The sequence below is a fragment of the Devosia sp. FKR38 genome (assembly GCF_005222805.1).
In the GTDB taxonomy this organism is placed as follows: Bacteria; Pseudomonadota; Alphaproteobacteria; order Rhizobiales; family Devosiaceae; genus Devosia.
The window spans coordinates 707,280-733,760 of sequence record NZ_STGC01000002.1; the positions used below are offsets into that span (position 1 = coordinate 707,280).

Sequence of the window (26,481 nt, forward strand, 5' to 3'; positions counted from 1 at the left end):
TTTATCCGGGGTTGCTGATGGTCCGTCTTGCTGCCGTTCTGATTGCGTGTCTCCCGGTTCTTGTGTCCGGTGCCACGGCTTCCGATGCGCCGCATCTTGTTGCCGTGGACAATGTGGTTGAGCCCTATGTCGGGCGCGACACGCCGGGACTGGCGGTGCTGGTGATGTCGAAAGGGACTGTGCTGCACAAGAGCGGCTATGGCTTTGCCGATATTGACGCGGAACGGCCGGTGACCGCGCAAACCATCTTCGATCTGGCCTCGGTGTCCAAGGAAATGACGGCGCTGGCCGCGCGGCTTCAGATGCAGGACGGGCTCTATGATGAGGACACCGCGGTTGCCGATATCCTGCCGGTGTTTGCCGATCAGGCTTCGGATGACCGCGCCATCGTCGTGGGCGATCTGATCCACCATGTTTCCGGGCTCACCGACTATATCAATGCCGATGAGGAGTCCGTGTCGGGCACTGAGGCGACCAATGCCGTTGTGGTGAACTGGCTGGCCGACCAGCCGCTCGACCATGCCCCTGGCACACAATTTGACTATTCCAACAGCGGCTATGTCACGCTGGGCAGTCTGGTGGCCATGGCTGATGGCGCCGACAGCCTCAATGGGGTGCTGCATGCGCGGATCTGGGATGATCTGGGTATGGAGTCGACCAATCTGGTGGTGCTGGCCGAGGGGGTGGACCCCGACCGTATGGCCACCGGCTATAGTGGCTTGGAAGGTGACTTCGAACTCAGCCATGTGCCGAGCCTTTTGGAAGGCGACGGCAATGTGCTGACCTGCCTTGATGATCTGGCACTCTATGAGACCGCCTTGAGCGATGGATCGCTGCTCGACGAGCAGGCAATCAAGACGCTGTTTGAGAACGGTACGCTCGATGACGGCTCGCCGATCAACGAAGATGGCGCCGGCTATGGCTATGGCTGGGGGCTGGAGACCTGGGGCGGAGACCAATATGCCACCCACAGCGGCAGCTGGATGGGAACCTCGACCTACTACCAGCGCAATCTCGATACCGGCATGACCGTCATCCTGCTGGCCAATGGCGAGGATATCTCGCTGGCGGAAATGGCCGTCGATGTGGAAGCAGCGGCGGAGTAAGGGATTGGGGTCAATCCGGTCTGGCGCGACCGGCTCGACCTAGACAGCATGCAGGTCAGGTAACCATGGCGGGCGCCGGTGGCCGGTCGCAACCCACCTTTGCGCCCCCCGCGCTTGTGGAAAACCGCGTCTTCCTGTAATGCAGCGCCAAATGCGCCAATTCCGCATCGCTGCGGAGGGTTGGCGCGTCTTCATTCCTGCATGGTTCAGCCGTTTGCCGCCGCCCCTTTCGCGGCACAAGGTTTTGGGATCATGCCAAACAGGCCGGATCCATATGTCCCTGCGCAATATCGCTATCATCGCCCACGTTGACCACGGCAAGACCACGCTTATCGACGTGCTGCTCAAGCAGTCGGGTTCCTTCCGCGAAAACGAACGCGTCGAAGAACGCGCCATGGACAGCAATGATATCGAGCGCGAGCGCGGCATCACCATTCTGGCCAAGGTGACCTCGCTGCTCTGGAAAGACACCCGCATCAATATCGTGGACACCCCCGGCCACGCCGACTTCGGCGGCGAAGTCGAGCGCATCCTGTCCATGGTCGATGGCGTGGTGATCCTGGTGGACGCGGCCGAAGGCCCGATGCCGCAGACCAAGTTCGTGCTCGGCAAGGCGCTGGCCCAGGGCCTGCGTCCCATCGTGGCGATCAACAAGATCGACAAGTCCGACGAGCGCCACATGGAAGTGCTCGAAGAGATCTTTGATCTGTTCATCGCGCTGGATGCTTCGCCCGAGCAGCTCGACTTCCCCGTGCTCTATGGTTCGGCCAAGCAGGGCTGGATGGCGCTGGAGCCCGAGGGTCCCAAGGACGATCTCGGCCCGCTGCTGGACAAGGTCATCGAGCATGTGCCCGAGCCGACCGTGGAAGAAGGCCAGTTCCGCATGCTGGTCACCACCATCGAGCGCAACCCCTTCCTGGGCCGCATCCTGACCGGCCGCATCACCTCGGGCACGGTCAAGTCCAACGACGCCATTCACACGCTCAACCGTGAAGGCAAGGAAGTCGAAAAGGGCCGCGTTTCCAAGGTTCTGGCCTTCCGTGGCCTTGAGCGCACCCCGGTGGACATCGGCGAAGCCGGTGACATCGTCGCCATCGCGGGTCTCGTGACCTCCACCGTGGCCGACACGCTGTGCGCGCCGCAGGTGACCACGCCCATCGCCTCCAAGCCGATTGATCCGCCGACCCTGTCGGTGACCTTCCGCATCAACGACGGCCCGCTGGCCGGCCGCGAAGGCGACAAGGTGCAGTCCCGCGTGATCCGCGAGCGCCTGTTCCGCGAAGCCGAAGGCAATGTCGCCATCAAGGTGACGCCCGGCGACGACAATGATTCCTATGACGTGGCTGGCCGCGGCGAATTGCAGCTGGCGGTGCTGATCGAAAACATGCGCCGCGAAGGCTTCGAGCTGACCATCGGTCGCCCCAAGGTGCTGATGCGCGATATCGATGGCGTGCGCCACGAGCCGATTGAAGAAGTCATCATCGACGTTGATGACGAGCACACCGGCACGGTTGTGCAGAAGCTGACCGAGCGCAAGGGCGAGCTGACCGACATGCGTCCCTCGGGCGTCGGCCGCACCCGTATCCAGCTGCTGGTCCCCACCCGTAGCCTGATCGGCTACCAGCCCGAACTGCTCAGCGACACCCGCGGCACGGCGATCTTTAACCGCCTGTTCCACTCCTTCGTGCCCTTCAAGGGCGATCTGCCCGGCCGCCGCACCGGCGTTCTGATCAGCAACGGCACCGGCCAGTCCGTGGCCTTCGCGCTGTGGAACCTGGAAGACCGTGGCCCGATCATGATCGATGCGGGCGTGGACATCTATGAAGGCATGATCATCGGCGAGCATTCCCGCGAGAATGACCTTGAGGTCAACGCGCTCAAGGGCAAGCAGCTCACCAATATCCGCACCACGTCCAAGGACGAAGCGGTGCGCCTGACCACGCCCAAGAAGCTGACCCTCGAGCAGTCGCTGGGCTATATCGCCGAAGACGAATATGTCGAGGTGACCCCCAAGTCGATCCGCCTGCGCAAGATCTGGCTCGATCCCAATGATCGCAAGCGCATGAGCCGCGCCTCCAAGTCGGCCTAAGCCAATAGGGGCTCCTGGGGAAATCCAGGGGCCCTAACTTTTTGTTGGTGGTTTGCCGACAGTGTGCCGTCCAGGCCAACAGGAGACCCAGCATGACCGAATGGATCATCCACACCATTTCGAGCTGGGGCTATCTCGGCATTTTTCTCGTGATGCTGGCGGAATCGATCTTTCCGCCCATTCCGAGCGAGCTGATCATTCCCTTTGCCGGCTTTGCCGCCGCCAATGGCGAGCTCAACCTGTTCGGGGTCATCGCCGCGGCCACCGTTGGCGCGGTGGTGGGCATGCTGCCCTGGTATTTTGCCGGGCGGCTGTTCGGGCTCAACCGCGTCCGCGCCCTCGCTGACCGCTTTGGTCGGGTCATGGCCTTTAATGCTGACGAGATCGACATGGCGGTGGGCTGGTTTACCCGTTTCGGGCCCGTCATCGTGCTGTTCGGCCGGCTGATCCCCTTGATCCGCACCTTGATCTCGATTCCGGCGGGCCTGTCGCGCATGCCGCTGCCCATCTTTCTTCTGGCCTCGACCGCCGGGGCGCTGGTGTGGAACACCATCCTCACCCTGGCCGGCTTTATCCTGCATGAGCATTACGAGGTGATCGAAGTGGTGCTCGATCCGCTGAGCTATGCCGTGCTGGGGCTGGTCGTTGTGCTCTATCTGATCAAGGTCGTGACCTGGCGGCCGAGCACGGCGCGCGGCTAGCCGAACGGATTGTGCGTTTGCTGGCTTGACCCGGAGCCGGCTTTTGCGCCAAGACGCTGGGCAAAGCGAGGTTTCCTCATGGACAAGTTCACCACCCTGACCGGTGTCGCGGCGCCCCTGCCGATCATCAATATCGACACCGACATGATCATCCCCAAGCAGTATCTCAAGACCATCAAGCGGACGGGTCTGGGGACAGCGCTGTTTTCGGAGATGCGCTACAACGAAGACGGCACCGAGAACCCCGATTTCGTGCTGAACAAGCCGGGCTATCGCCAGGCCAGCATCATCGTGGCCGGCGACAATTTCGGCTGCGGCTCCAGCCGCGAGCATGCCCCCTGGGCCCTGCTCGATTTCGGCATCCGCTGCGTGATCTCCACCAGCTTTGCCGACATCTTCTACAACAACTGCTTCAAGAACGGCATTCTGCCGCTGGTGGTGTCGCCCGAACAGCTCAAGCTGCTGCTCGACGATGCCGATCGCGGCTCCAACGCCACGCTGACGGTGGATCTGGAAAGCCAGACTATCAAAGGCCCCGATGGCGGCACGCTGCATTTCGACATCGACCCCAGCCGCAAGCAGATCCTGCTCGAGGGCCTGGACGATATCGCCGGCACGCTCAAGTCCGATCCCTCGATCACCAGCTTTGAAAACAAGATGGCGACAGACCGCCCCTGGCTCTGAGCCATGGTGGAGATCGGCTACGAAGCCGTTCTGCAGCCTGACAGCGAAGCGGCCATCGGGGCCGCCCTGATCGCCTTCAACCGCGCGCAGGTGCCGGATTTTCCGGCGCCGCGCACCCTGGGGCTGACGCTGCGGCATCCCGAGACCGGGGTGATCGATGGCGGCATGACCGCCCGGATCAGTTTCAACTGGATGTTCATTGAGATGCTCATCGTGCCCGAGCGGCTGCGCGGGCAAGGTGTGGGCACCCAATTGATGGCCCAGGCCGAAGTGCTGGCGCGCGAAGCGGGCTGCGCCGGCATCTGGCTGGATACCTTCAGTTTCCAGGCGCCCGACTTTTACGCCAAGCTTGGCTATGCCGTTTTTGGCGAAATCACCCAATATCCGCCCGGCGCGAGCCGATTCTTCCTGCAAAAACTCCTGAGTTGATCATGGTCCAGCGCGTTTCCACCGGTTCCCCCTTCGAAGCCACCTTTGGCTATTCCCGTGCCGTGCGGCATGAGGACACCGTCTATGTCTCCGGCACGACGGGCTATGACTATGCCACCATGACCATGCCCGACGATGTCGGCCAGCAGGCCGCCAATGCCCTGGCCACCATCGACAAGGCCCTCAAGGAAGCCGGCTCGTCCATTCAGGACACCGTGCGCGTGGTCTATTATGTGGGCGACCGCAACGACGTCGACGCCGTGGTCAAGGCCGTGGGTCCGGTGTTCAAAGACATTCGCCCGGCCGCCTCGATGCTGATCGTGCAGATGATCGAAGCCGGCATGAAGATCGAGATCGAAGTCACCGCCCGCATCGGCGCCGCCAACAGCTGATCGCCTGGCGCTCACCGGCTCCACCGCTTGCGCGGGCAGGTCAAATGAGGCTATGTGCGGAGCCACAGGCGTAACCATCAGTACGGCAAGGAGCCACCATGGCCACCCATTCCCTCTTCCTGCTGCCCGGCGACGGCATCGGTACCGAAATCATGGCCGAGGTCGACAAGCTGATCGCCTGGACCAATAGCGAGCAGCTCACCGATTTCGCCACCGAGCGCGGCCTGGCTGGCGGCGCGGCCTATGATGCCCATCAGGTGGCCATCACCGATGAAGACACCGAAAAGGCCAAGGCCGCCGATGCGGTGATCTTTGGCGCGGTGGGTGGGCCGAAGTGGGACAATGTGCCCTATGAGCACCGTCCGGAAGCGGCTCTCCTGCGTCTGCGCAAGGAAATGGCCGTGTTTGCCAATCTGCGCCCCGCCATCTGCTATCCGGCGCTGGCCGAAGCCTCCTCGCTCAAGCGCGAGCTGGTGGAAGGCCTCGATATCCTGATCGTGCGCGAACTGACTGGCGGCGTCTATTTCGGCGAGCCCAAGACCATCACCGATCTGGGTGGCGGGCAGAAGCGCGCCATCGATACCCAGGTCTATGAGACCTATGAGATCGACCGCATCGCCCGCGTGGCCTTCGACCTCGCCCGCACCCGCAACAACAAGGTGCATTCGGCCGACAAGAAGAACGTGATGAAGTCCGGCGTGCTGTGGGACGAAGTGGTCAAGGGCGTTGCCAAGGACTATTCGGACGTCGAGCTGCACCATATCCTGGCCGACAACGCGGCCATGCAGCTGGTGCGCAATCCCAAGCAGTTCGACGTGATGGTCACCGATAACCTGTTCGGTGATATTCTCTCGGACGTGGCGGCCATGCTCACCGGTTCGCTGGGCATGCTGCCCTCGGCCAGCCTGGGTGCGCCCGATCCGGTCACCGGCAAGCGCAAGGCCTTCTACGAGCCCGTGCACGGCTCGGCCCCCGATATTGCCGGCAAGGGCATTGCCAATCCCATCGCCATGATCGCCTCGGTGGCCATGGCGCTGCGCTACAGCTTCGGCATGATCGAGCTGGCCACCCGCATCGAGAACGCCATCTCGGCCGTGCTCAGCGACGGGCTGCGCACCGGCGACATCGCCCAGGACAACCGCAAGACGGTCGGCACCGAAGAAATGGGCGCCGCCATCCTGGCCAAGCTCAAGGCCTAACCCCAGCGGCTCTCCAAACACGATGTCCCCGGCCTAAGGCCGGGGCGCACGGACTAGCTCAGCCGCTTCTGGAAAAAGATGCGGCGTGATCCGGCCGGATGGTCCTCGATGGTGCCGAACGCGACAAACCCGAGGTCGCGGTAAAACTCGGGCGCCTGGAAGGCGAAGGTGTCGAGCCACATGCCACCGAGGCCTTGCCGGCGTGCCCAGTTTTCGGCCTCCTGCATCAGCATCCTGCCCAGGCCCTGGCCGCGCAGGTCCGCCGCCACCGACACGAACTGAATAAACATCCAGTCGTAGAGCACATAGCCCGTAAGGCCCCCCCTGATGGTGCCTGCCTCATCCTTGAGGAGGAAGCCATAGTCGCGATAGTTGCCCCCAGGCCGCTGCGCCTCGGCGGCCTCACCAAGGATGCCCACCACCGCCTCTATGTCGGAAGGGCTCGGCTCGTCGACGAATTCGAGGCGGGGCGTGGCGCTCACGAGGTAGCAGCTCCGATGCAGGCGGTAATATCGATCACTATCTTTCTGCCCGGCGCGATCCTGTCAACAATGCGCCTGGACGACGAAATCGGCGCCGATTTGGGGACGCTGAAGGCTTGAGGCCCCCAAACCTGCGACGGCCGGGATGACATCGCGTGAGCTTGCCGATGCGCATCAAACAAAAAGCCCCGGCGCTTTCGCACCGGGGCTTTTCTGTCTTGCGCGGAGAGCCAGCCTTATTCGGCGGCTGCTTCTTCCTTGGGGGCGTTCTTGGCTTCTTCGATGGCGGCAGCCTTGGCAGCCTTGTCTTCAGCGCGCTGGGTGGCCTTCTCGCCCGGCTTTGCCTTGTTGGGGTTGTTGCGGGCTTCGCGGTTGGCAACGCCGACGGCGTCGAGGAAACGCAGCACGCGGTCGGTCGGCTGGGCGCCAACGCTCAGCCAATGCTTGGCGCGCTCGGCGTCGATCACGACGCGGCCTTCATTGTCCTTGGCCAGCAGCGGGTTGAAGGTGCCGAGCTTTTCGATGAAACGGCCATCGCGGGGCGAACGGGCATCGGCGACGACGATCTGGTAGAACGGGCGCTTCTTGGTGCCACCACGGGCCAGACGGATCTTGAGGGACATATTGGTATCCTAGGTTAGGTTGAACGGTTACTTTTTCTTGCCCAGGCCCGGCAGGCCTGGGAAACGGGGTGCGCCGCCAAGCCCGGGCAGACCGGTTCCGGCGGATTTGAACAGGGCGCCGACATCGGTCGGCAGTTTTTCAGCCAGCTGCGGCTTGGGCGCGGGCAGGCCCTTGAGCTGGGCGGGGTCGATGCCGGCCTGGCGGGCCATCTGCTCGAGCTGGGCCGGGTCCATCTTGGAGAGGTCGGGCATGCCGCCCATGCCGCCCATCATCTTGCCGCCCATCATGCCACCGAGGGCACCCATGCCGCCCTTGCCGACCTTTTTCATCATGTCGGCCATCTGGCGGTGCTGCTTGGCGAGCTTGTTGATCTCGCTGACCTCGACACCGGCGCCGGCAGCGATGCGCTTGCGGCGGCTGGCATTGAGCAGGTCGGGCTCGGCCCGTTCCTTCTTGGTCATCGAATTGATGATGGCGATCTGGCGATCGAACACCTTCTCGTCGATATTGGCGCCGGCCATGGCTTTCTTGATCTGGCCCATGCCGGGCATCATGGCCATCAGGCCACCCATGCCGCCCATCTTCTTCATCTGGATCAGCTGGTTGCGCAGATCGTCGAGGTCAAAGGAGCCCTTCTTGAGCTTCTTGGCCATCTTCTGGGCGTCTTCGGCCGACACATGCTCGGCGGCCTTTTCGACCAGGCTGACGATGTCGCCCATGCCCAGGATGCGGTCGGCGATGCGGCTGGGGTGGAAATCCTCCAGCGCATCCATCTTTTCGCCAACGCCGATCAGCTTGATCGGCTTGCCGGTCGCGGCGCGCATCGAGAGCGCGGCGCCGCCGCGGCCGTCGCCGTCCACGCGGGTCAGCACGATGCCGGTGATGTCCAGGCGCCCATCAAAGGACCGCGCCACATTGATGGCGTCCTGGCCGGTCAGCGCATCGACCACCAGCAGGATTTCATGCGGCTTGGCGATATCCTTGATGCTGACGGTTTCCACCATCAGCTCTTCGTCGATATGGGTGCGGCCGGCGGTGTCGAGAATCAGAACGTCATAGCCACCTAGGCGGGCCTCGCGCTCGGCGCGGCGGGCGATCTGCACCGGGGTTTCGCTGGTGACGATGGGCAGGGTATCCACGCTCACCTGTTCGCCCAGCACGCGCAGCTGCTCCATGGCAGCGGGGCGGCGGGTATCGAGCGAGGCGAGCAGAACCTTCTTCTTGTTGCGGTCCTTGAGGCGCTTGGCAATCTTGGCGGTGGTGGTGGTCTTGCCCGAGCCCTGCAGGCCCACCATCAGCAGCGTCACCGGGGCGGGGGCATTGAGATCGATGGCCACGGCGCTGTCGCCGAGCACGGCCACCAGCTCGTCATGGACGATCTTGACCACCTGCTGGCCGGGGGTGACCGAGCGGGTCACTTCGGCGCCGACGGCGCGGTCCTTGACCTGTTCGACAAAGGCGCGGACCACTTCGAGCGAGACGTCGGCCTCGATCAGCGCGCGGCGGATTTCGCGCAGCGCTGCCTCGACGTCCGCGGCACTCAGAGCCCCGCGGCCACGCAGTCCATCAAAGATTTTGCCAAGCCGGTCGCTTAAGCTCTCAAACATTGTCCGTCCTTGTGTCTGCCAGTCGATCCGGCAGAGATAGGATCCATCAGTCCAAACGCCAAGCGCACCCACGGGCGCAACGCGCTGGTGGGTGGTGGCCTCCGGGATCGTCTAGACCCTTGCGGGGTCCCGGTCGGCGGGTCAGGAGCAAAGCCTGATGAATGGGGTCGCTGTACGGGAAAGCGGGCGCGGAGTCAAGGAACAGGCGGGCCATCGGGCTTGAGGCGTCGCGCCAACCTTACCAGATCGGCAAGACAATGACCAAAGCTTCACTTGCTGGCGCGGGTTGCCGCAGCAATGCTCGGCGGGCCAAGAGGAGGAAAGCCCCATGCCGCATTATCGTTCCATCGTGCTCGCCCTGCCGCTGTGTTGTCTGGCTGGCAGTGCTTTTGCGGTTTCAACTGTCGAGCAGGTGCTGCACGATCCCAATCGTCCGGTGGCCGCGGTGGCGGCCGCGCTCGATGTGACGCCCCTGCAGTTTGCCACCTGCTTTGCCGGGGTAACGCCGGCGCGCAGCGCGGCCGAGCTCAATGGCCAGCGCGAGCGCGACAACAAGGCCGTGCTGCTGCCGTGCCTGGCCGCGATCAATCCGGAGATCGACAATGCGCGGCTTGATCGGGTGATGGACAGTTTCCGGGGCGGGCCGCCGCCGGCAGTGGGCAGCAACTAAAGGCTGCGGCCGGCCAGTTTCATCAGCGTGGTGCGCAGGCCTGAGGGCATGTTGAGCACCATTGCCTTGAGCCAGGGGCGGGCGATCTGGTCCCACAGGCCCAGCACGATGCGGCCACGCAGGGTCACCGGCAGGGCAAAGTCCGAGACGGTCACCACTTCGGTGGCCCAAGTCAGCTTATAGGGCATGGCGGGCACCATCAGGTCGGCGCCATGCAGCCCGTGTTCGGCGCAGGTGCGGATCACCTCGCCCAGATGCATCTTGCCCGGGCTCTCGTCGGAATTGGAAAAATCCCGGCTGGCGACAAAGGCATAATAGCGCTGGTTGTGGATGAAGCCCCATTGCTCGGCAATGGCCATATCCTTGTGGTGCAGCGACATGGCCAGCAGCGGCGTATCGGCGCGACCGGCCAGCGATGTGCAGAAATCGGTGAAGGCGGTATCGCGGAAGGCGCGCGAGGTCAGGCCCTGATCCCGAAGCCGCTCGGCCCGGCCGGTCAGGGTCCGGGTGATGACGCCCAGCTGCTCGGCGGTGGTGCTGGCGACATGGTGGGTCACTGCGCCGTCGCGCTCCAGCCGGTTGCGGGCATTGCGCATGTTCTTGCGCGTCTTGGGCTTGATGGTGGCGAAATAGGCCTCGAAATCGGGGAAGGCATCAAGGGCGACATAGGGCGCGCCCTGTTCGGTGCCGGTGATGATATGGTTGGCCGGCATGCTGCGGGCCAGCACGCTGTCCGAGCGCACCTTGAGAAAGCTCACCGCGTCGCAGGGCACGGCGGCAATGGCCGCCTTGAGCAGCAGCGCAATGGCCTCGCTGCCGTCGGTGCCGGGCGCCAGCAGGGCGTCGGAATACTGGCTGAAGGCATGGCCGAGCGGCACCAGCATGGTGCGCGCCCTGGTGCGGATGCGCTCCATGGGCAGAATGGCAACCAGGCGCTGCCCATCGAGCAGCGCAGCGATCACTGGGGCGAAGTCGGTATTGCCGCGCGCCGCCTCGAAATCGAACACGGCGCGGGCCCAGCCGCAGCCCTGGAACAGCACGGCCCCGTCAGACTGCGCCTCGAGCCCCTCCCATTGCACGGCAATGGCGTCCACGGCCGCGCGGCTGGTCAGCAGTTCGGTGCGCAGCACATGGCTGCGCACGCCGGACTGGACAGCCGGAGACGGGATACGTCGCCGCTCATTGGCTCTGGGGACGGCGCTGAGTGAGGTCATTTGCTGAACGTATAGGCCTCGATGTCGCGCACGCCTTCGGGGGCGGCGGGGTCGACCTGGAAGTCGACGGTGTAGATCTTCTTCTTCTGCGGATTGAGCGGGGTGAACTTGACCAGGCCCGCCAGCGCCAGCTTGGCATAATAGGACAGGCCCGTGACCTGCTGGCTCAGATTGGTCATGCCCAGCTTGGAGCGTAGGATGCCATTGGCATAGTTGACGGCGTAGTGCTTGCGCAGCTCGTCGGTCCAGTGCTCGGTGGTGAAGCTGACGTTGAGCATGTTCTCATTGACCACGCGGTGCGGTCCGTTCAGCGGCCAATGCAGCATCTTGCCGGCTTCCAGCATATGCACTTCGGCATAGTCGTCGAACCAGGGCTCATAGGGCATGTCGGTTTCGCGCAGCTGGCCCAGGATCAGCTTTTCCAGCGCGGGCTGGGAGATGAAAGGGGCCTTGGCGGGATAGACATAGACCTTCTTGGTGCCGCGCACCTGCCACAGGCTCTGCCCGGGCACGTCGGAGTGATATTTCACCGACACATTGGGGGAGGAGATCAGCAGCGTCAGATTGCGCTTGTAGCTCACAAAGCCCGGCACGCGCTCCTCAAACTCGGCATAGAGGCTGTCGAGCAGTTCGCCATAGGCCGGATTGGTCTTGGCGGGGGCGGTCAGGTTGATCCAGATATTGCCGTTGCGCACGACTTCGAGCACCTGGGCGCCGGTGAGGCCCTTGATCTGGCCTTCGCGGCGCTTGGGCGGATTGCCCGGCGTCTTCTGGGAATAGTTGACGTGGTAATATTCGCGCGGCGTCGCATCGATCAGCGCGGCCAGCGCGTCATCGCTAAACAGCGGCGAGGCGGCCAGGCGGTGGTTGAGAGCGAGCGAATGGGTGCCGAACAGGGAGGGGAAGTGCGGCTGCCAATTGGTGATGATCTGGTCAGTGATCACGGGCATATTCATGGTCGGACACTCCGATAGCGCGTCAAGACGCGGCAGCTGGTCTGGTCATTGTCTTACCCTAACCCGGATCGGCTCTATTGGCGCGGCCAAGCTCTTGGGCTGGTTAAGCCGCCATGAATGCTGAAACCCTTAAGAAATATGAACAATTCTATTGTCCTCTGGTTCGCTCGAGCCGGGACATGGCGCCCCTGTGTGCCCGGCCACTGGCAATTGCGTGCCGCATCGGCCATATAGGGGCCATTCATTCCCAGTGCGGGCGAGGCAGAGCGTGAACGGCGTGCCGTTTCTCAAGATGAACGGATTGGGCAACCAGATCGTGGTTGTCGATATGCGCGGCCGCGCCGATCGCGTGGCGCCGGCGGCTGCCATTGCCATCAATGGCACGGCGGGCACCAAGTTCGACCAGATCATGGCCATTCATGATCCGCGCACGCCCGGCACTGCCAATTACATCGAAATCGTCAATTCGGACGGCTCGCGCGCCCAGGCCTGCGGCAATGGCATGCGCTGCGTAGTGCAGGCGCTGACGGCCGAGCAGGGCCGGCATCGCTTCACCTTCGAAACCGTGGCGGGCCTGCTGTTCGGCGAAGAGCTCGAAGACGGGCTGATCACGGTGGACATGGGCACGCCCAAGTTCGCCTGGTACGAGATCCCGCTGGCCGAAGAGTTCATGGACACCCGCCAGATCGAGCTGCAGATCGGACCGATCGAAGCGCCGGTGCTGCATTCGCCCTCGGTGGCCTCGATGGGCAATCCGCATGCCACCTTCTGGGTGCAGGACGATGTGTGGAGCTATGCGCTCGACCGCTTCGGGCCGATGCTGGAAAACCACCCGATCTTTCCCGAGCGCGCCAATATTTCCATTGCCCAGGTGGTCGCGCCCGACCGCATCATCCTGCGCACCTGGGAGCGCGGCGCGGGCCTCACCGAAGCCTGCGGCACCGCGGCCTGTGCGGCGGCGGTCAATGGCGCGCGCACACGGCGCACCGGGCGCAATGTCACCGTCACCCTGCCGGGCGGCGATCTGCGCATTGCCTGGCGCGACGATGACCATGTGGTGCTCACCGGCCCGGCGGAGCTGGAATGGACCGGCATGGTCGATCCGCAGACAGGGGTCTGGACGCGGGACGAGGCCGCGGCCTGATGGCAGTCGAGACGCTGACCTTCGGCTGCCGCCTCAATGCCTATGAGGCCGAGGTGATGAAGGCCGAGGCCGAAAAGGCCGGTCTGGATAATGCGATCATCATCAATACCTGCGCCGTGACGGGGGTGGCCGTGCGCCAGGCCCGTCAGGCGGTGCGCAAGGCGCGGCGCGACAATCCTACCGCCCGCATCATTGTCACCGGCTGTGCCGCCCAGACCGAGGCGCGCAGCTTTGGCGACATGCCCGAGGTCGATCTGGTGATCGGCAATCACGACAAGATGCAGGCCAAGAGCTATGCACCCATGCTGTTTGGCGCTCCGCTCAACGACAAGGTGCAGGTCAACGACATCATGAGCGTCCGCGAGACCGCGGGCCATCTGATCGAGGGCATGGACGGCCGGGTGCGGGCGTTCATCCAGGTGCAGAATGGCTGCGATCATCGCTGCACCTTCTGCATCATTCCCTTTGGTCGCGGCCCCTCGCGCTCGGTGCCGATGGGCCTTGTGGTCGAGCAGGTCAAAAAGCTGGTCGCCAATGGCTGTGGCGAAGTGGTGCTGACCGGGGTGGACATCACCTCCTATGGTCCGGACCTGCCGGGCAGTCCGACGCTGGGCCAATTGTGCCAGGCCATTCTGCGCCATGTGCCGGATCTGCCGCGCTTACGCATTTCCTCGATCGACAGCATTGAGGCCGATCCGGCGCTCTATGAGCTGATCGCCAGCGAACACCGGCTGATGCCGCATCTGCATCTGAGCCTGCAGTCGGGCGATGACATGATTCTCAAACGCATGAAGCGCCGGCACAGCCGCGAGGAGGCCCTGGCCATTGTGAGCCGGCTGCGCGCGCTGCGGCCCGATATGGCGCTGGGCGCCGATATCATCGCCGGCTTTCCCACCGAGGACGAGGCGATGTTTGCCAATAGCCTGGCCATCGTCGCCGACGCCGATATCACCCATCTGCATGTCTTTCCCTATTCGCCGCGCCCGGGCACGCCGGCGGCGCGCATGCCGCAGGTGCCCGGTGCGGTGGTGCGCGAGCGCGCCGCGCAGTTGCGGGCGGCGGGGGAGCGCCAGTTTGCCCGGCTCTGCGCCAGCCGCGTCGGGCATGTCGAGCGGGTGCTGGTCGAGCATGGCGAAATCGGTCGCACCGAACACTTCGTGCCCGTACAGATGCCGGGTGCCAAGGCGGGCGATCTGCTCAATGTGCGGATCACCGCTGCCACGGCCGATGGCCTCGTCGGTGACGTGCTGCGCCACGCCGCCTGAACCCATTAGAAAGAGCGCCGATGACCGACAAGAAACCGTCCTTCTTCAAGCGCCTGTTCGGCGGCGATGTCGCGCCCACGCCGCCGGTTCCGCCCGTTGTGCCTGCCGCACCCGAAGCGCCCGCGCCCGTGCCGCCCGTGCCGCCCGGTCCGCCCGAGGCGACGCCGGCCTATATCGAGGCGGTCGAGGAGGCTACCCACGCCGCCCAGGTCGGCGCTCCGCCTGCGGCACCCGCCGCTGTGCCCGCGCCGGCTGAACCGGCCGAGCCCAAGGGCTGGTTCGCCCGCCTGGCGTCGGGGCTTAAGCGCTCGTCCGATCAGCTCACCGGCTCGATCACCGCCGTCTTCACCAAGCGCAAGCTCGATGCGGCAACGCTGGAAGAACTCGAAGACGTGCTGATCCAGGCCGATCTGGGCATCGAAACCGCGACGGCTATCACCGATACCCTGCGCCGCGACCGCTTTGACCGCGATGTCTCGGGCGAGGATGTGCGTGCCGTGCTGGCCGCCGAGGTGGAAAAAGTGCTCGGTCCCGTGGCGCAGCCGCTCGAGATCTCTGGCACGCAAAAGCCCTTCATCATCCTGATGATCGGGGTCAATGGCTCGGGCAAGACCACCACCATCGGCAAGCTGGCGCAGAAATATGCCGCCGAAGGCAAGTCGGTGATGCTGGCGGCCGGCGACACCTTCCGCGCCGCCGCCATCGAGCAGCTGCAGATCTGGGGTGACCGCACCGGGGCCACCGTGGTTTCGCGCCCGGCCGGCGCTGATGCCTCGGGCCTGGCCTTTGATGCGGTGACCCAGGCGCGGGCCGAAGGGCGCGATGTGCTGATCATCGATACGGCCGGCCGCCTGCAGAACCGCGACGAGCTGATGAACGAGCTCGAAAAGATCATCCGCGTGATCAAGAAGGTCGATCCCACGGCCCCGCACGCGACGCTGCTGACGCTGGATGCCACCACCGGGCAGAATGCGCTCAAGCAGGTCGAAATCTTCGGCAAGCGCGCCGGGGTGACCGGGCTGGTGATGACCAAGCTCGACGGCACGGCACGCGGCGGAATTCTGGTGGCCATTGCGCGCCAGTTCGGCCTGCCGGTGCATTTCATCGGCGTGGGCGAGGGGGTGGGCGATCTCGAAGCCTTTACCGCCGCCGATTTTGCCCAGGCCATTGCCGGGCGCGACTAGCCCTAATCTGACCAAGCTTGCAGCCTAGCGAGAGCTTGCATGATGCGGGCCCAGCGCCCACTATTGTCAGAAAGCCGATTTGAGACATGTCCATGACCGACAAAGCTGAACCAGAGATCAAGTGGGACGAACTGCGTCCCCAGATCATCAAGATGGCGCTGGAGCTGGGGCCGCTGGTCATTTTCTTCATTGCCAATGCGCGGGCCGATATCTTTGTCGCCACCGCCTGGTTCATGGGCGCCATGGTGGTGTCGCTGGCCGCCAGCTGGCTGATCCTGAAAAAGATTGCCGTCATGCCGCTGGTCACCGGCGCGGTGGTGCTGGTGTTCGGCGGGCTGACGCTGTGGCTCAAGGACGATACGTTCATCAAGATGAAGCCCACCATCACCAATGGGCTGTTTGCCGTGGTGCTGCTGGGCGGCCTGATGTTCGGCCAGTCGCTGCTCAAATATGTGTTCGGCGATGTCTATCGCCTGCGGCCGGAAGGCTGGAGCAAGCTCACGCGCAACTGGGGCCTGTTCTTCGTGCTGCTCGCGGTGATCAATGAAGTGGTCTGGCGCGGCTCGAACGCCTATTTTGCCACCGATCCCAAGGCCGCCACCGACCTCTGGGTGGCCTTCAAGGTCTGGGGCGTGATGCCATTGACCGTGCTGTTCTCGATCAGCCAGGTGTCGCTGCTGAGCAAATATGCCCCGGTCGACGAACCCAAGCATGTGCCGCCGATTGTGGTCGAGCTTTAGGCGTCTAGCCGAACAGCCCGATTATGCCGCCTTCGATCAGCAGCACGGCGAGGAGATAGCCGCCGTTGATGGCGGTCAGCGTCCAGCTCTTGCCCTCATAGCGGTGGTTGAGCACCATGCCGGTCAGCACAAAGCCGAGCCAGAGATGGGCGCCGACCAATAGGCCATTGGCCGGGGTCATGGCGCCGGTGATCGCCGGCGTCAGCAGGGCAATGAAGTAGGCCATCACCAGCACGCAGAGCACCGACCAGAGATAGGGCGTGTAGTCGGCGCGGTTGATGTCCTCGGGTGCCTTGCCGATGGCGGCCAGCCAGGGCCGCGCCAGCACCATGTACCAGCCGGCCCCAAAGGCCCAGGCCAGAGCTGCCGCCAGAATGACGGCCAGCCAGTTCACACTCAGATAGCCCATTGTCTGTACTCCCCCCGGTGTCGTTGCACCGGGCGTGAGCTTAGCAATGCGGGCGCCGATTGGGTAGGGCGCCTAGAGCCCGCCCATGGCGCAGATCTCGGCCCATTCGGCCGGCGAAACCTTGGACACCGAAAGGCGCGACAGCTTGATCAGCTCGATATTGGCCAGCGAGGGCGTGGCCTTGATGGTCGCGAGCGTCACCGGCTTGGGCAGCGGCTTGACCGCTTCGACATCGACGCATTCCCACACCACCTCGCCCTTGGCATTGAGCTCGGCGGTGTCGTCGGGATGGGCCAGGGCGATGACGCGGATGATGCCGACGATCTCCTTGCCGATATTGGAATGGTAGAAGAAGGCTTCGTCGCCCAGGGCCATGGCTTTCATATTGTTGCGGGCGGCATAATTGCGCACGCCATGCCACTGCTCGGGTTCGCCGCGTGCGGTCTTGGCCGTCATGTCGTCAAACGAGAAGACATTGGGCTCCGATTTCATCAGCCAATAGGCCATGCGCGTCAGCTCCGGCCCGACATATTGTCGATCGCCAGGTTCCAGCGCTTGACCTCCCAGCTGGCAAACACGCCCTGCTGCACGAAGGGATCGGCGGAGAACGCTGATGTCGCGGCCTCAAGGCTCTCGGCCTCGAGCACCATCACTGAACCCTCGGGCTTGTCATCGGCGTCCCAGAGTGCCCCGGCCAGCACGAGCTTGTCGCCCAGGCTCTTGAGGTGTTCCAGGTGCACAGGACGCACCGCCAGGCGGTGATCGAGCCCATTGGGCTTGTCCCGGCCAATAAATACAAACAGCATGTTTCTTAATCCTCGCGTTTGAGCGGGCGGGACATCAGCCCCGCAACAACAGTGGCAATCGATTCCTCGCCTGTCAGCACGGCATGGACAGCGGCAATCAACGGCGCATCGACATCAAGGCTGCGCGCCAGTGCATCGGCCACCGGCGTGGTGCTGACGCCCTCGGCCAGCTTGGCACCGGCGTCGATGATGGCCTGAGGCCGTTCGCCGCGCCCCAGCGCCATGCCGAACTGGTAATTGCGCGACTGCACCGAGGTGCAAGTCAGTGTCAGATCGCCCAGGCCGGCGAGCCCGGTCAGCGTCGAGGTCGAGCCGCCCATGGCCTGCACCATGCGGGCCATTTCGGCATAGGCACGGGCGATCAGCGCCGAGCGGGCCGAGGCGCCCAGCTGCGCGCCATCAATGGCGCCGGCGGCCAGGGCATAGACATTCTTGAGCGCGCCGGCGATCTCGACGCCAATACGATCATCGCTGGCATAGGGGCGGAAGCTGGGACCGGCCAGCGCCGCGGCCAGCGAGGAGGTCTGGTCAGCGTCGTCGCCCGCCAGCGTCACCGCGGTGGGGCGGCCGGCCGCGACATCGGCGGCAAAGCTGGGGCCCGAGAGCACAAAGGGAATGGCATGGGGCGCCATGTCGACCAGAATTTCGCTCTGGCGCTCCAGTGTACCGGTCTCAAGCCCCTTTGCCGAGAGCACCACGGGGCGATGCGCGAGCAGCTTGGGGTCGATCGCGCCCAGCGCGCCACGGCTGGCCTGGGCGGGCACGGCCAGGATGATCATATCGGCCGCAGCCGCGCTGGTCGTCGCGCCGATGGCCGGGTGCAGCGCCTGGTCACCGAGATAGGCGCGATTGGTACGCTGTTTGTTGATTTCGTCGGCCTGGGCCGCGTCACGCACCAGCAATTGCACCTGGCGCCCGGCCATGGCGGCGGCCTGGGCGAGGGCTGTGCCCCAGGCCCCGCCACCAATAACGAGCACAGTTTCAAGCGGCTTCATGGTTCACCTTCATGTCAGGCAGATCGAGCGGCCAGCGCGGACGGGCGGTAAAGTCGAGCCCATCGGTGGCGCCCAGGGCAAAGCGTTCGGCCCCGGCCCAGGCCACCATGGCGCCGTTGTCGGTGCAGAGCGCCATAGGCGGCACCACGAGGTCCGCTCCGGCGGCGGCACAGGCCTTGCCCAGCGCGGCGCCGATGCGGCGATTGGCCGCCACGCCGCCGGCGACCACCAGGGTCGGGCGCGTGCCCGGCAGTTCGGCAGCAAAGCGCGCCAGCGCCTGGCCGGCCCGCACCGCGACGATCTCGGCCACGGCGGCCTGGAAGCTGGCGGCAATGTCGGCGACATCCTGATCGCTCAGCGGCGCCAGCGCCTCGGCCTGCAGCCGTACGGCGGTCTTGAGGCCTGAGAACGAGAAGTCGAGCCGCGCCTCGCGCAGCAGGGGGCGGGGGAACTTGAACCGCTTGGAATCGCCCTTGGCAGCGATGGCCTCCACCGCCGGCCCGCCGGGGTGGCCGAGGCTGAGGAGCTTGGCCACCTTGTCAAAGGCCTCGCCCAGCGCATCATCGATCGTTGTGCCCCAGCGCTCATAGTCGCCGACGCCGCGCACCAGCACGAACTGGCTGTGCCCGCCCGACACCAGCAGCATCAGATAGGGAAAGGCGACATTATTGGTCAGCCGCGCGGTCAGGGCGTGGGCTTCGAGATGGTTGACCGCGATCAGTGGTTTGTCGAGCGCCGCGGCCAGCGCCTTGGCGGTGGTCAGCCCCACCAGCACGCCACCGATCAGGCCCGGCCCGGCGGTGGCCGCAATGGCGTCGACCTGATCGAGGCGAATGCCCGCCTCGCGGCAGGCCTGGGCGATGATGTGGTCGAGATAGGTCACATGGGCGCGTGCCGCCAGCTCGGGCACAACCCCGCCAAAAGCCGCATGTTCATCGAGCTGGCTGCGCACCACATTGGAGGCAATGGTGGAATGGCCCGATGCATCGCGCAGCACAATGGCCGCGGCGGTTTCGTCGCAGCTGGTCTCGATACCCAGAATGGTCGCTTGTGCTTGCCCGGTCACGATGAACTGGTTACTCCCTCGGGGGTGTGTGTGCCTACTATAGGACGAAATGACAATGCAATCGCCCCAGACTTTCGCCCGCATCGGCACCCGTGGCAGCCCGCTCGCCCTGGCGCAGGCCCGGCTGGTGCGGCGCCTTCTGGCCGAAGCGCATGGGGTGAACCCGGATGACATCGCCATCGAGGTGATCTCCACTGGCGGTGACCGCAGCCAGGCCAGCAATGTCAGCCTGGGGGATATTGGCGGCAAGGGTCTGTTTACCAAGGAAATCGATGAGGCCATGCTGAGTGGCCGGGTCGATATCGGCGTGCATTCGAGCAAGGATGTGGCCACCGGCCTGCCCGAGGGCATTGTGCTGGCCGCCTTCCTTGAGCGCGAGGATGTGCGCGACGCGTTCATTTCAATCAAGGCGGCAAGCCTGGATCAGCTTCCCGAGCGCGGGCGCTTCGGCACCTCCTCGATCCGGCGTGCGGCCCAGGCGCTGCGGCAGCGGCCGGACCTCGAGATCGTGCCCTTCCGCGGCAATGTCGGCACGCGCCTGCAAAAGCTGCTCGATGATGTGGCCGACGCCACCCTGCTGGCCATGGCCGGGCTCAACCGGCTGGGCGAGGGTCACCGCGCTACCAGCCAGCTCGATCCCGAGATTTTCATGCCGGCCCCGGCGCAGGGTGCCATCGGGCTGGCAGTGCGCAGCGATGATGCCCGCATGGCCGGGTTGGTGGCGGCGCTGGATCATGCGCCGACCCATACCGCCATCACTGCCGAGCGCGCCATGCTGGCGGTGCTCGATGGTTCCTGCCGCACGCCGGTGGGCGCGCTGAGCCGCACCGATGGCGCGGGGCTGCTGCTCAAGGGGCAGATCCTCAGCCTTGATGGCAAGACGGCGTTTGAGAGCCAGGCGAGCGGCAGCGATCCGCTGGCCCTGGGCCGGCAGGTGGGCGAAGACCTCATCGCCCAGGCTGGCAGCGAGTGGCTGGCGCAATGGGCGCGTAGCTGATGCGCATGCTGGTCACACGGCCTGAGCCCGATGGGCAGTCGAGCGCGGCGCGCCTGGCGGCGCTCGGCATAGCGGCCAGTGTGGCGCCGCTGATGCAGCGGCAGACGCTGGATTGCTCGCTGCCGCCGGCGGATGGTTTCAAGGCCATGGTGCTGACCAGTGCCAATGCGGTGCGGAGCCTGGTCGATCGGAATGTGGTGGCGCGCTATGCCCATCTGCCCGTGCTGGCCGTGGGGGACCGCACGGCGCGCGACGCCGAAGTGGCGGGCTTTGCCCGGGTCAGCAGCGCGGCAGGGGCTTTGGGCGATCTGGTCAATGCCATTGGCCTCTCGGGTCTGGGCGGGCCGCTGTTCTATCCGGCCGGCAAGCACCAGAGCGCCGATCTGGCGCATGCGCTGGCCCCGCTGGGCGTCATGGTGGTCACGGCCCGCATCTATGACATGGTGGCCATTGATGCGCTGCCCGCGCCGGTGCTGGCCGATCTCAGCCATGGCGGTATCGACGCGGTTCTGGTCTATTCGCGGCGCACGGCGGAGATATTTGCTCGGCTAGCCGGCGGGCTCGATCGGCATAGCCGGCAGAACTTGGCAATGCTGTGCATGAGCGAAGCGGTGGCCGAGCCGCTGCTGGCGGCGCATTTCAGCCGCATCAGTCTGGCTGATCGTCCCGACGAAGACGCCATGATGAGCCTGGCGCTGGGTTTTTCCCGCGATCAGACTCGGTCATAGTCAACCGGCAACAACAAGGATAGGCGCAATGGCGGATAGCACTGGCAAGGATCCCAAGGCAGGCGAGACGGGCTCGGGCGCGGTCAAGCCGCCCGTGCTCGACCTCAAGGCCCGGCCCAGCGCCCCGGCCAGCGCCGCCGAGTCCAAGCCCGCTAGCGCGCCTGCGTCCGGCACCGCCGTGCCGCCCAAGCCGGGCGTGCCGCCAACCGGCAAGCCCGATGACAAGCCAGCTGCCTCCCCATCGTCCAGCTCCACCAAGCCCGCCGCAGCCGCGCTGCCGTCCAAGACCGGCTCGGGTGCAGGGGGCCTGGTGGGTGCAGCGATCATCGGTGGCCTGTTGGGTCTCGGTGGCGCCTATGGCCTGGCCGTCACCGGCAATTGGCCGGCGCAGCCTTTGCCCCCGACGGCGGTTGATCCGCAGGTCGCCACGCTGGCCAAGGCCATCCCCGAGCTCGAAACCGTTACCCAGACCACCCAGTCCGAACTGGCCCGCGCCAATCAGCGCCTGGCCGCGCTGGAATCGGCGACCCCGCCGGCGGCCACTGAAGCTGTCGCTGCACCCGACACCGCAGCGATCGAAGCCTCCATCGCCGGTTTGACCGAGCGGCTTGATGCGCTGGCCGCCGCGCCGCAGGGCAGTAGCGACAGCGCCGCGCTCGATGGCCTGCGCAGCGATTTGGCGAGCCTCACTTCTCGCCTCGACGAAGTGGCGGCGCGCGTCGGCACCGGCGAAGCCAGCCTCAAGACCCTCGAAAGCACCGTGGCCACCACCAGCGCCGCCCTGGCGCAGCAGCCCAGTGACATCGGCGCCGTGCTGCAATTGCCGCTGATCCTCTCGGGCCTCGAAACCGCCTTTGCCAGCGGCCGACCCTATGAGACCGAGCTGGCGGCGCTGCGGGCTGGCCTGCCCAAGGCCAGCGTGCCCACCGTCATTGCCAATGCAGCCGCCACGGGCCTGCCACGGCCCGATACCATTGCCCGCCAGTTTGCCGATGTGGTTCCGGCCATGCTGGCCGGGCGTCCGGTCGATCCCAATGCCGGCTGGCAGGCTGGCGCGCTCGACTGGTTTGCCGGGGTCATCGCCTTGCAACCCAGTGGCGAGATTGAGGGCGATTCGCCCGATGCGGTGCTGTCGCGGGCCAAGGCGGCGGTGGATCGCCGCGATTTCGCCGCGGCCCAGGCCCTGATCGCCAGCCTGCCTGCCTCCATGCGCGACGCGGCTGGCGCAGTGCCCGGGCTCATCGCCGATCAGGCGGCGGCGCAAGAGTTCCTGCTCACGCTGCGCAGCCAGGCGCTGGCTGGTGAGGTGACGCCATGATCCGTCTCGCCTCCTGGATTGTCGGCAGCCTGTTGATCGCCGCGCTGGCGGCCTGGATGATTTCGCTGCCCGGCACGCTGACGCTGGAAGTGGCCAATTATCGCATGCAGCCGCGCCTGGGCACGGCGGTGTTCATCTTCATTTGTGTCGCTCTCGTGGTCATTCTGGTCTGGGCGGTGGTGCGGCGCATCATTGCCGCGCCCAAGCTTCTCGCCCGGCGCAGCCAGGAGCGGCGGCGCGAACAGGGTGTGGAAGCCTTGGGCGATGCCGTGGTGGCGCTACAGTCCGGCGATGCCGCCCGCGCGCGGCTCTTGGCGCGTGAAGCGCAGGCCCGCCTGCCCGACAATGCCGCGGCGCGGCTGCTCGAAGCCCGGGCCGATCTGGCGCTGGGCGACATGCCGGCCGCGCGCGAGCATTACCGGGCGCTGATCGCCAGCGACAAGACGGCGCTGGCCGCGCTCACCGGGCTTTACGATCAGGCCCGCACGCAGCACCGGCCCGAGGCCGCTCTGACCTTTGCCCGCAAGGCCTTGGCCCTGGCGCCCACCAGTGCCTGGGCGGCCGAGGCGGTGTTCGGCGATCTGACGCGGCGCGGGCAATGGGCCGAGGCGGTTGCCATGGTCAATGTCGAGCCGGCCAATACGCGCGAAGCGCGAGCCGCCAAGCGTCGCCGCCAGGCGGTGATCGAGACAGCGCGGGCGCGCGAGGCGGAGACCAGCGCGCCGCTGGCCGGGCTCGACCATGCGCTGACCGCGCTCAAGTTGCTGCCCGATTTCGTGCCCGCCGCGCTAATCGCGGCCCGCATTCACATCAACCGCGGGGAAACGCGCAAGGCCATGAGTCTGTTGCGCCGCATCTGGCGCGCCACCGGCCATCCCGATGTCGCCGCGCTCTATGCCCATGCCCAGCCTGGCGCCTCGGCCGTCGACCGGCTCAAGCGCCTGGGCGAGATCATCGAATCGCCGCCGCCGCATCGCGCCGCGGGCATGGCGCTGGCCCGCGCGGCGATTGATGCCTATGACTGGCCGCAGGCCCGCCAGGCGCTGGCGCCGTTTTCCGGTCCCGATGCCACCCAGGGCGTCGCCAGCCTGATGGCCGAGATCGAAGAGGGCGAAAACGGCGATCAGGGCAAGGCGCGCGAGTGGCTGGCCCGCGCCGTGCGGGCGCCGCGCGATCCGGCCTGGACGGCCGATGGCATGGTGAGCGACGAATGGGAGCCGCTGTCGCCGGTCACCGGGCAGCTCGATGCCTTCGAGTGGAAAGTGCCCATGGTGCAGTCGGCCTCTTCGGCCCGCATGGAGGCGCCGGGCGCCGCACAATTGCCCGTCCCCGCATCGTTGCCTCTTGCACCGGCCCAAAACCCGACGTAAAAGGCCCGCGTTGCCGCATTAGCTCAGTTGGTAGAGCACATCATTCGTAATGATGGGGTCAGGTGTTCGAGTCACCTATGCGGCACCAGTCCTTCTCCCATATCGATCCGCGCTCCCTTTGGCCCGCCGCACAGCTTTGCGCGCGGCAGGCGGGTGTTGATCGCTGTCTTTAGGCGGCGTAGGCGCTGAGCGGACGGCCGGTGCGGCCCATGGCGACCTGCGGGCGCATGGCGCGGGCGTCGGTGAGCACGAAGACCTCCACGATGCTGTCGAGCCGGCTGGCTTCGGCTTCGGTCTGCACGAGTGCGCTATTGGTCTCTTCCACCAGGGCGGCATTGTGCTGGGTCATCACGCTCATGTCGCGCAGCGCGGTGCTGACCTCGCCAATGGCGGTGGACTGTTCCTGGGTGGCGGTGGCGATCTGGCCGACCAGTTCGGCGCTGGTGCGGATGCCGCTCAAGACGGTCGAGAGCCGTTCGGCGGCGTCCGATACCAGGGCCGAGCCATTGCGCACCTCAACAGAGGATTGCTCGATCAGCGCCTTGACCTCATGGGAGGCATTGGCGGCCGATTGCGCCAGGCGCCGCACTTCAACGGCCACCACGGCAAATCCCTTGCCGGCGTCGCCAGCCCTTGCGGCTTCCACCGAGGCATTCAGGGCGAGCAGATTGGTCTGGAAGGCGATGTCGTCGATCACCCCGATGATCGAGGAAATGGTGGCAGCACTGCTGGCGATGCGCTCCATGGCCTGGTTGGCCTCGATCATGACGCCGGCCACCTGTTCGGCGCCATCGGCCACGCTCTGCGACTGGCCGGAGGCGTGTTCGGTGCGCCGGGCATTGTCGACCACGGTGCTGGCGAGCTGCTGCATGGCCACGGAGGTCTGCTCGATCGCGGCGACCTGGCGATTGGTGCGCTCGGACAGGTCATTGGCGCCGGCCAGGATCTCTCCGGTGGCATTCTTGACCGCGCCCGAGGTGGTGCGCAGCTGGCCCATGATCTGGGCCAGGCGGTCGGCAACGGCATTGGTGTCGCTCTTGAGCTTGTCAAACGCGCCGGCATAGTCGCCCTTGACGCGCTGCGTCAGATCGCTTTCGGCCAGTGCCGCCAGCACGCTGCCGGTCTCGGCAATGCCGCGCGACACGGTGTCGAGCAGGCGGTTCACCCCGGCGGCGATGGCATTGAGCTCGGCGTCGGCAAAGCTGGTGGTGACGCGGCGTGTAAGGTTGCCGGCGGTCGAAGCATCGACCACATCGCCAAAGGCGTCGCGCAGGTCGGTCATCATCTGGCGCCGCGCTGCGATGGCGGCCAGCGACTGCTCGGCCTCGGCGCGGGTCAGCTCGGTTACCTGGATACCGTTCTGGCGGAAGGTCTCGGCGGCGGCGGCAATTCTGCCGATTTCGTCGCGGTCGGCGGCCGAGGGAATGGCGCGCTCGAAATGGCCGGCGGCGATTTCGCCCAGGGCCTCGGCCATGCGGCCCAGCCGGGCGGCGACCGTGCGCATCACCACAATGGCGGCATAGACCATGGCCACTGCACTGAGCGCGGTCAGCACCACCATCAGCAATGTGGTGCCATCAAACAGCGCCACAGCATCGGCATAGTCGGCGCGGGCGACATTGACCTGCAAATCGACCAGCAGGCTCACCTGGGTGCTGATCGGGTCGATGGCGGGGTAGAGGCTGTGGGCGATGAACTCTTCGAGTCCGGCCATGTCCTGGTTGGCCAGCAGTTGGCGCAGTTCGGTCATGGCCGGCTCTGCGGCCACCATGTCGGCCTTGGCCTGTTCGACCAGCGCCTGTTCCTCGGTGGTCAGCTGGGTAGCCAGATAGGCTGCCCAATAGGCTGCAATATTGGTTTCGGCGGCCTGCATGCTGGCGCTGCCGGTGGCAAAGTCGATCGCGCCGGAGCGGACCTTGTGCGCATTGTCCACGATGGAGACGGCATAGCCGTCGGCGACCTGCTTGAGCTGGGCCAGGGGCGCGACACGATCGGCGACGATCGAACCCATGCTGGATTTGGCAATGACCAGGGTCCGGTAGCTCGATGCGGCCAGGACAAGGATGATGACGCCGAGAATACCCAGCGCGAGAGTCAGCTTCGACTTGATTGACATTGGCGTCCACAGGTCGGGTTCTGGTGAACCGGGCGGCCGACCTCCCCCCAGTCCCTTTTCTGGCGCGCCATTGCCCGCTCCCAAGCCGGCATCAGCACGAGAGCGCAATCCCGCAATCGACAGGGCGGCGCTCCAGGATATTTACGTACCTTGGAGGAATTTAATAAATTGCAAACGATACAATGATCCC

At 65.4% G+C, this 26,481-nt stretch carries 27 protein-coding genes and 1 tRNA gene; 17 read left to right on the forward strand and 11 right to left on the reverse strand.

Annotation, left to right across the window (positions count from 1 at the left end):
* Positions 1-17 precede the first annotated feature (17 nt).
* From E8M79_RS03490 to leuB, 7 genes are all read left to right on the forward strand, one after another.
* Positions 18-1,106, forward strand: coding sequence for a serine hydrolase domain-containing protein (locus E8M79_RS03490; protein ID WP_137150528.1), 1,089 nt, complete (start codon positions 18-20; stop codon positions 1,104-1,106).
* 274 nt (positions 1,107-1,380) lie between these two features.
* On the forward strand, positions 1,381-3,195 hold the full coding sequence (gene typA, locus E8M79_RS03495) for a translational GTPase TypA (protein WP_137150529.1): 1,815 nt from the start codon (positions 1,381-1,383) through the stop codon (positions 3,193-3,195).
* Positions 3,196-3,287: 92 nt separating this feature from the next.
* Positions 3,288-3,896 (forward strand): DedA family protein, encoded by a 609-nt coding sequence (locus E8M79_RS03500; protein WP_137150530.1) that lies wholly within the window; start codon positions 3,288-3,290, stop codon positions 3,894-3,896.
* 78 nt (positions 3,897-3,974) lie between these two features.
* Complete coding sequence (leuD, locus tag E8M79_RS03505) at positions 3,975-4,580, forward strand: 3-isopropylmalate dehydratase small subunit (RefSeq protein ID WP_137150531.1); 606 nt, start codon at positions 3,975-3,977, stop codon at positions 4,578-4,580.
* 3 nt (positions 4,581-4,583) lie between these two features.
* A complete protein-coding gene (locus E8M79_RS03510; protein ID WP_137150532.1) occupies positions 4,584-5,009 on the forward strand; it encodes a GNAT family N-acetyltransferase in 426 nt (141 codons plus the stop codon).
* Positions 5,010-5,011: 2 nt separating this feature from the next.
* On the forward strand, positions 5,012-5,401 hold the full coding sequence (locus E8M79_RS03515) for a RidA family protein (protein ID WP_137150533.1): 390 nt from the start codon (positions 5,012-5,014) through the stop codon (positions 5,399-5,401).
* A 98-nt stretch (positions 5,402-5,499) separates the two neighbouring features.
* Complete coding sequence (gene leuB / locus E8M79_RS03520; protein ID WP_137150534.1) at positions 5,500-6,600, forward strand: 3-isopropylmalate dehydrogenase; 1,101 nt, start codon at positions 5,500-5,502, stop codon at positions 6,598-6,600.
* Positions 6,601-6,653: 53 nt separating this feature from the next.
* On the opposite strand, the gene E8M79_RS03525 is transcribed toward leuB, so the two are convergent.
* From E8M79_RS03525 to ffh, 3 genes are all read right to left on the reverse strand, one after another.
* Positions 6,654-7,082, reverse strand: coding sequence for a GNAT family N-acetyltransferase (locus E8M79_RS03525; RefSeq protein ID WP_171015685.1), 429 nt, complete (start codon positions 7,080-7,082; stop codon positions 6,654-6,656).
* Positions 7,083-7,318: 236 nt separating this feature from the next.
* Complete coding sequence (gene rpsP / locus E8M79_RS03530; RefSeq protein WP_137150536.1) at positions 7,319-7,705, reverse strand: 30S ribosomal protein S16; 387 nt, start codon at positions 7,703-7,705, stop codon at positions 7,319-7,321.
* Positions 7,706-7,732: 27 nt separating this feature from the next.
* Positions 7,733-9,313 carry a signal recognition particle protein gene (gene ffh, locus E8M79_RS03535; RefSeq protein ID WP_137150537.1) on the reverse strand — a complete coding sequence of 527 codons (1,581 nt, stop codon included), beginning with the start codon at positions 9,311-9,313 and terminating at the stop codon, positions 7,733-7,735.
* A gap of 328 nt (positions 9,314-9,641) precedes the next feature.
* On the opposite strand from ffh, the gene E8M79_RS03540 reads away from it, so the two are divergent.
* Positions 9,642-9,983: a hypothetical protein gene (locus E8M79_RS03540; RefSeq protein WP_137150538.1), complete on the forward strand. Its 342-nt coding sequence runs from the start codon at positions 9,642-9,644 to the stop codon at positions 9,981-9,983.
* Here the strand turns inward: E8M79_RS03540 and E8M79_RS03545 are convergent.
* Together E8M79_RS03545 and E8M79_RS03550 are read right to left on the reverse strand one after the other, a co-directional pair.
* Positions 9,980-11,197 carry a GNAT family N-acetyltransferase gene (locus tag E8M79_RS03545; RefSeq protein WP_137150539.1) on the reverse strand — a complete coding sequence of 406 codons (1,218 nt, stop codon included), beginning with the start codon at positions 11,195-11,197 and terminating at the stop codon, positions 9,980-9,982. The two genes, E8M79_RS03540 and E8M79_RS03545, sit on opposite strands and share 4 nt — an antisense overlap.
* Entirely contained in the window at positions 11,194-12,153 is a 960-nt protein-coding gene (locus tag E8M79_RS03550; protein ID WP_137150540.1) for a hypothetical protein, read from the reverse strand. Before E8M79_RS03550 ends, E8M79_RS03545 begins: the two co-directional genes overlap by 4 nt.
* Before the next feature lie 292 nt (positions 12,154-12,445).
* Here E8M79_RS03550 and dapF point away from each other — a divergent pair, with 292 nt between their 5' ends.
* From dapF to E8M79_RS03570, 4 genes are all read left to right on the forward strand, one after another.
* Positions 12,446-13,297, forward strand: coding sequence for a diaminopimelate epimerase (gene dapF / locus E8M79_RS03555; protein ID WP_137150865.1), 852 nt, complete (start codon positions 12,446-12,448; stop codon positions 13,295-13,297).
* A complete protein-coding gene (gene mtaB, locus E8M79_RS03560; RefSeq protein ID WP_137150541.1) occupies positions 13,297-14,562 on the forward strand; it encodes a tRNA (N(6)-L-threonylcarbamoyladenosine(37)-C(2))-methylthiotransferase MtaB in 1,266 nt (421 codons plus the stop codon). Before dapF ends, mtaB begins: the two co-directional genes overlap by 1 nt.
* A 20-nt stretch (positions 14,563-14,582) precedes the next feature.
* Positions 14,583-15,746, forward strand: coding sequence for a signal recognition particle-docking protein FtsY (gene ftsY / locus E8M79_RS03565; RefSeq protein WP_137150542.1), 1,164 nt, complete (start codon positions 14,583-14,585; stop codon positions 15,744-15,746).
* Positions 15,747-15,838: 92 nt separating this feature from the next.
* A complete protein-coding gene (locus tag E8M79_RS03570; protein ID WP_137150543.1) occupies positions 15,839-16,486 on the forward strand; it encodes a septation protein A in 648 nt (215 codons plus the stop codon).
* A 4-nt stretch (positions 16,487-16,490) separates the two neighbouring features.
* Here E8M79_RS03570 and E8M79_RS03575 read toward each other — a convergent pair whose 3' ends face one another.
* The 5 genes from E8M79_RS03575 to tsaD form a co-directional block, all read right to left on the reverse strand.
* A complete protein-coding gene (locus tag E8M79_RS03575; RefSeq protein WP_137150544.1) occupies positions 16,491-16,895 on the reverse strand; it encodes a DUF1761 domain-containing protein in 405 nt (134 codons plus the stop codon).
* A 72-nt stretch (positions 16,896-16,967) separates the two neighbouring features.
* The gene (locus E8M79_RS03580) at positions 16,968-17,402 is read right to left on the reverse strand and encodes an EVE domain-containing protein (protein WP_137150545.1); all 435 of its coding nucleotides are present in this window, start codon (positions 17,400-17,402) and stop codon (positions 16,968-16,970) included.
* Positions 17,403-17,407: 5 nt separating this feature from the next.
* The gene (locus tag E8M79_RS03585) at positions 17,408-17,701 is read right to left on the reverse strand and encodes a YciI family protein (RefSeq protein ID WP_137150546.1); all 294 of its coding nucleotides are present in this window, start codon (positions 17,699-17,701) and stop codon (positions 17,408-17,410) included.
* A gap of 5 nt (positions 17,702-17,706) precedes the next feature.
* Positions 17,707-18,696 carry an NAD(P)H-dependent glycerol-3-phosphate dehydrogenase gene (locus tag E8M79_RS03590; protein WP_137150547.1) on the reverse strand — a complete coding sequence of 330 codons (990 nt, stop codon included), beginning with the start codon at positions 18,694-18,696 and terminating at the stop codon, positions 17,707-17,709.
* Positions 18,683-19,738 carry a tRNA (adenosine(37)-N6)-threonylcarbamoyltransferase complex transferase subunit TsaD gene (gene tsaD / locus E8M79_RS03595; RefSeq protein WP_248304901.1) on the reverse strand — a complete coding sequence of 352 codons (1,056 nt, stop codon included), beginning with the start codon at positions 19,736-19,738 and terminating at the stop codon, positions 18,683-18,685. The genes E8M79_RS03590 and tsaD overlap by 14 nt, the downstream gene beginning before the upstream one ends.
* Before the next feature lie 79 nt (positions 19,739-19,817).
* Between tsaD and hemC the strand changes: the two genes are divergently transcribed.
* The 5 genes from hemC to E8M79_RS03620 all read left to right on the forward strand — a co-directional run bounded on the left by hemC (position 19,818) and on the right by E8M79_RS03620 (position 24,263).
* Positions 19,818-20,759, forward strand: coding sequence for a hydroxymethylbilane synthase (hemC, locus tag E8M79_RS03600; RefSeq protein WP_137150549.1), 942 nt, complete (start codon positions 19,818-19,820; stop codon positions 20,757-20,759).
* A complete protein-coding gene (locus E8M79_RS03605; protein WP_137150550.1) occupies positions 20,759-21,487 on the forward strand; it encodes a uroporphyrinogen-III synthase in 729 nt (242 codons plus the stop codon). The genes hemC and E8M79_RS03605 overlap by 1 nt, the downstream gene beginning before the upstream one ends.
* 28 nt (positions 21,488-21,515) lie before the next feature.
* Entirely contained in the window at positions 21,516-22,805 is a 1,290-nt protein-coding gene (locus E8M79_RS03610) for a hypothetical protein (RefSeq protein WP_137150551.1), read from the forward strand.
* Complete coding sequence (locus E8M79_RS03615; RefSeq protein WP_137150552.1) at positions 22,802-24,175, forward strand: heme biosynthesis HemY N-terminal domain-containing protein; 1,374 nt, start codon at positions 22,802-22,804, stop codon at positions 24,173-24,175. Before E8M79_RS03610 ends, E8M79_RS03615 begins: the two co-directional genes overlap by 4 nt.
* Before the next feature lie 12 nt (positions 24,176-24,187).
* A tRNA-Thr gene (locus E8M79_RS03620) sits at positions 24,188-24,263 on the forward strand.
* 81 nt (positions 24,264-24,344) lie between these two features.
* Here E8M79_RS03620 and E8M79_RS03625 read toward each other — a convergent pair.
* Positions 24,345-26,291, reverse strand: coding sequence for a methyl-accepting chemotaxis protein (locus E8M79_RS03625; RefSeq protein WP_137150553.1), 1,947 nt, complete (start codon positions 26,289-26,291; stop codon positions 24,345-24,347).
* Between the last annotated feature and the right edge of the window lie 190 nt (positions 26,292-26,481).

What these genes read in the sequence shown, in the direction of transcription:
- E8M79_RS03490 (WP_137150528.1), top strand. Translation starts at nt 18, where the DNA reads ATGGTCCGTCTTGCTGCCGTTCTGATTGCGTGTCTCCCGGTTCTTGTG.
- typA (WP_137150529.1), top strand. Translation starts at nt 1,381, where the DNA reads ATGTCCCTGCGCAATATCGCTATCATCGCCCACGTTGACCACGGCAAG.
- E8M79_RS03500 (WP_137150530.1), top strand. Translation starts at nt 3,288, where the DNA reads ATGACCGAATGGATCATCCACACCATTTCGAGCTGGGGCTATCTCGGC.
- leuD (WP_137150531.1), top strand. Translation starts at nt 3,975, where the DNA reads ATGGACAAGTTCACCACCCTGACCGGTGTCGCGGCGCCCCTGCCGATC.
- E8M79_RS03510 (WP_137150532.1), top strand. Translation starts at nt 4,584, where the DNA reads ATGGTGGAGATCGGCTACGAAGCCGTTCTGCAGCCTGACAGCGAAGCG.
- E8M79_RS03515 (WP_137150533.1), top strand. Translation starts at nt 5,012, where the DNA reads ATGGTCCAGCGCGTTTCCACCGGTTCCCCCTTCGAAGCCACCTTTGGC.
- leuB (WP_137150534.1), top strand. Translation starts at nt 5,500, where the DNA reads ATGGCCACCCATTCCCTCTTCCTGCTGCCCGGCGACGGCATCGGTACC.
- rpsP (WP_137150536.1), bottom strand. Translation starts at nt 7,705, where the DNA reads ATGTCCCTCAAGATCCGTCTGGCCCGTGGTGGCACCAAGAAGCGCCCG.
- ffh (WP_137150537.1), bottom strand. Translation starts at nt 9,313, where the DNA reads ATGTTTGAGAGCTTAAGCGACCGGCTTGGCAAAATCTTTGATGGACTG.
- E8M79_RS03540 (WP_137150538.1), top strand. Translation starts at nt 9,642, where the DNA reads ATGCCGCATTATCGTTCCATCGTGCTCGCCCTGCCGCTGTGTTGTCTG.
- E8M79_RS03545 (WP_137150539.1), bottom strand. Translation starts at nt 11,197, where the DNA reads ATGACCTCACTCAGCGCCGTCCCCAGAGCCAATGAGCGGCGACGTATC.
- E8M79_RS03550 (WP_137150540.1), bottom strand. Translation starts at nt 12,153, where the DNA reads ATGAATATGCCCGTGATCACTGACCAGATCATCACCAATTGGCAGCCG.
- dapF (WP_137150865.1), top strand. Translation starts at nt 12,446, where the DNA reads ATGAACGGATTGGGCAACCAGATCGTGGTTGTCGATATGCGCGGCCGC.
- mtaB (WP_137150541.1), top strand. Translation starts at nt 13,297, where the DNA reads ATGGCAGTCGAGACGCTGACCTTCGGCTGCCGCCTCAATGCCTATGAG.
- ftsY (WP_137150542.1), top strand. Translation starts at nt 14,583, where the DNA reads ATGACCGACAAGAAACCGTCCTTCTTCAAGCGCCTGTTCGGCGGCGAT.
- E8M79_RS03570 (WP_137150543.1), top strand. Translation starts at nt 15,839, where the DNA reads ATGACCGACAAAGCTGAACCAGAGATCAAGTGGGACGAACTGCGTCCC.
- E8M79_RS03575 (WP_137150544.1), bottom strand. Translation starts at nt 16,895, where the DNA reads ATGGGCTATCTGAGTGTGAACTGGCTGGCCGTCATTCTGGCGGCAGCT.
- E8M79_RS03580 (WP_137150545.1), bottom strand. Translation starts at nt 17,402, where the DNA reads ATGGCCTATTGGCTGATGAAATCGGAGCCCAATGTCTTCTCGTTTGAC.
- E8M79_RS03585 (WP_137150546.1), bottom strand. Translation starts at nt 17,701, where the DNA reads ATGCTGTTTGTATTTATTGGCCGGGACAAGCCCAATGGGCTCGATCAC.
- E8M79_RS03590 (WP_137150547.1), bottom strand. Translation starts at nt 18,696, where the DNA reads ATGAAGCCGCTTGAAACTGTGCTCGTTATTGGTGGCGGGGCCTGGGGC.
- hemC (WP_137150549.1), top strand. Translation starts at nt 19,818, where the DNA reads ATGCAATCGCCCCAGACTTTCGCCCGCATCGGCACCCGTGGCAGCCCG.
- E8M79_RS03605 (WP_137150550.1), top strand. Translation starts at nt 20,759, where the DNA reads ATGCGCATGCTGGTCACACGGCCTGAGCCCGATGGGCAGTCGAGCGCG.
- E8M79_RS03610 (WP_137150551.1), top strand. Translation starts at nt 21,516, where the DNA reads ATGGCGGATAGCACTGGCAAGGATCCCAAGGCAGGCGAGACGGGCTCG.
- E8M79_RS03615 (WP_137150552.1), top strand. Translation starts at nt 22,802, where the DNA reads ATGATCCGTCTCGCCTCCTGGATTGTCGGCAGCCTGTTGATCGCCGCG.
- E8M79_RS03625 (WP_137150553.1), bottom strand. Translation starts at nt 26,291, where the DNA reads ATGTCAATCAAGTCGAAGCTGACTCTCGCGCTGGGTATTCTCGGCGTC.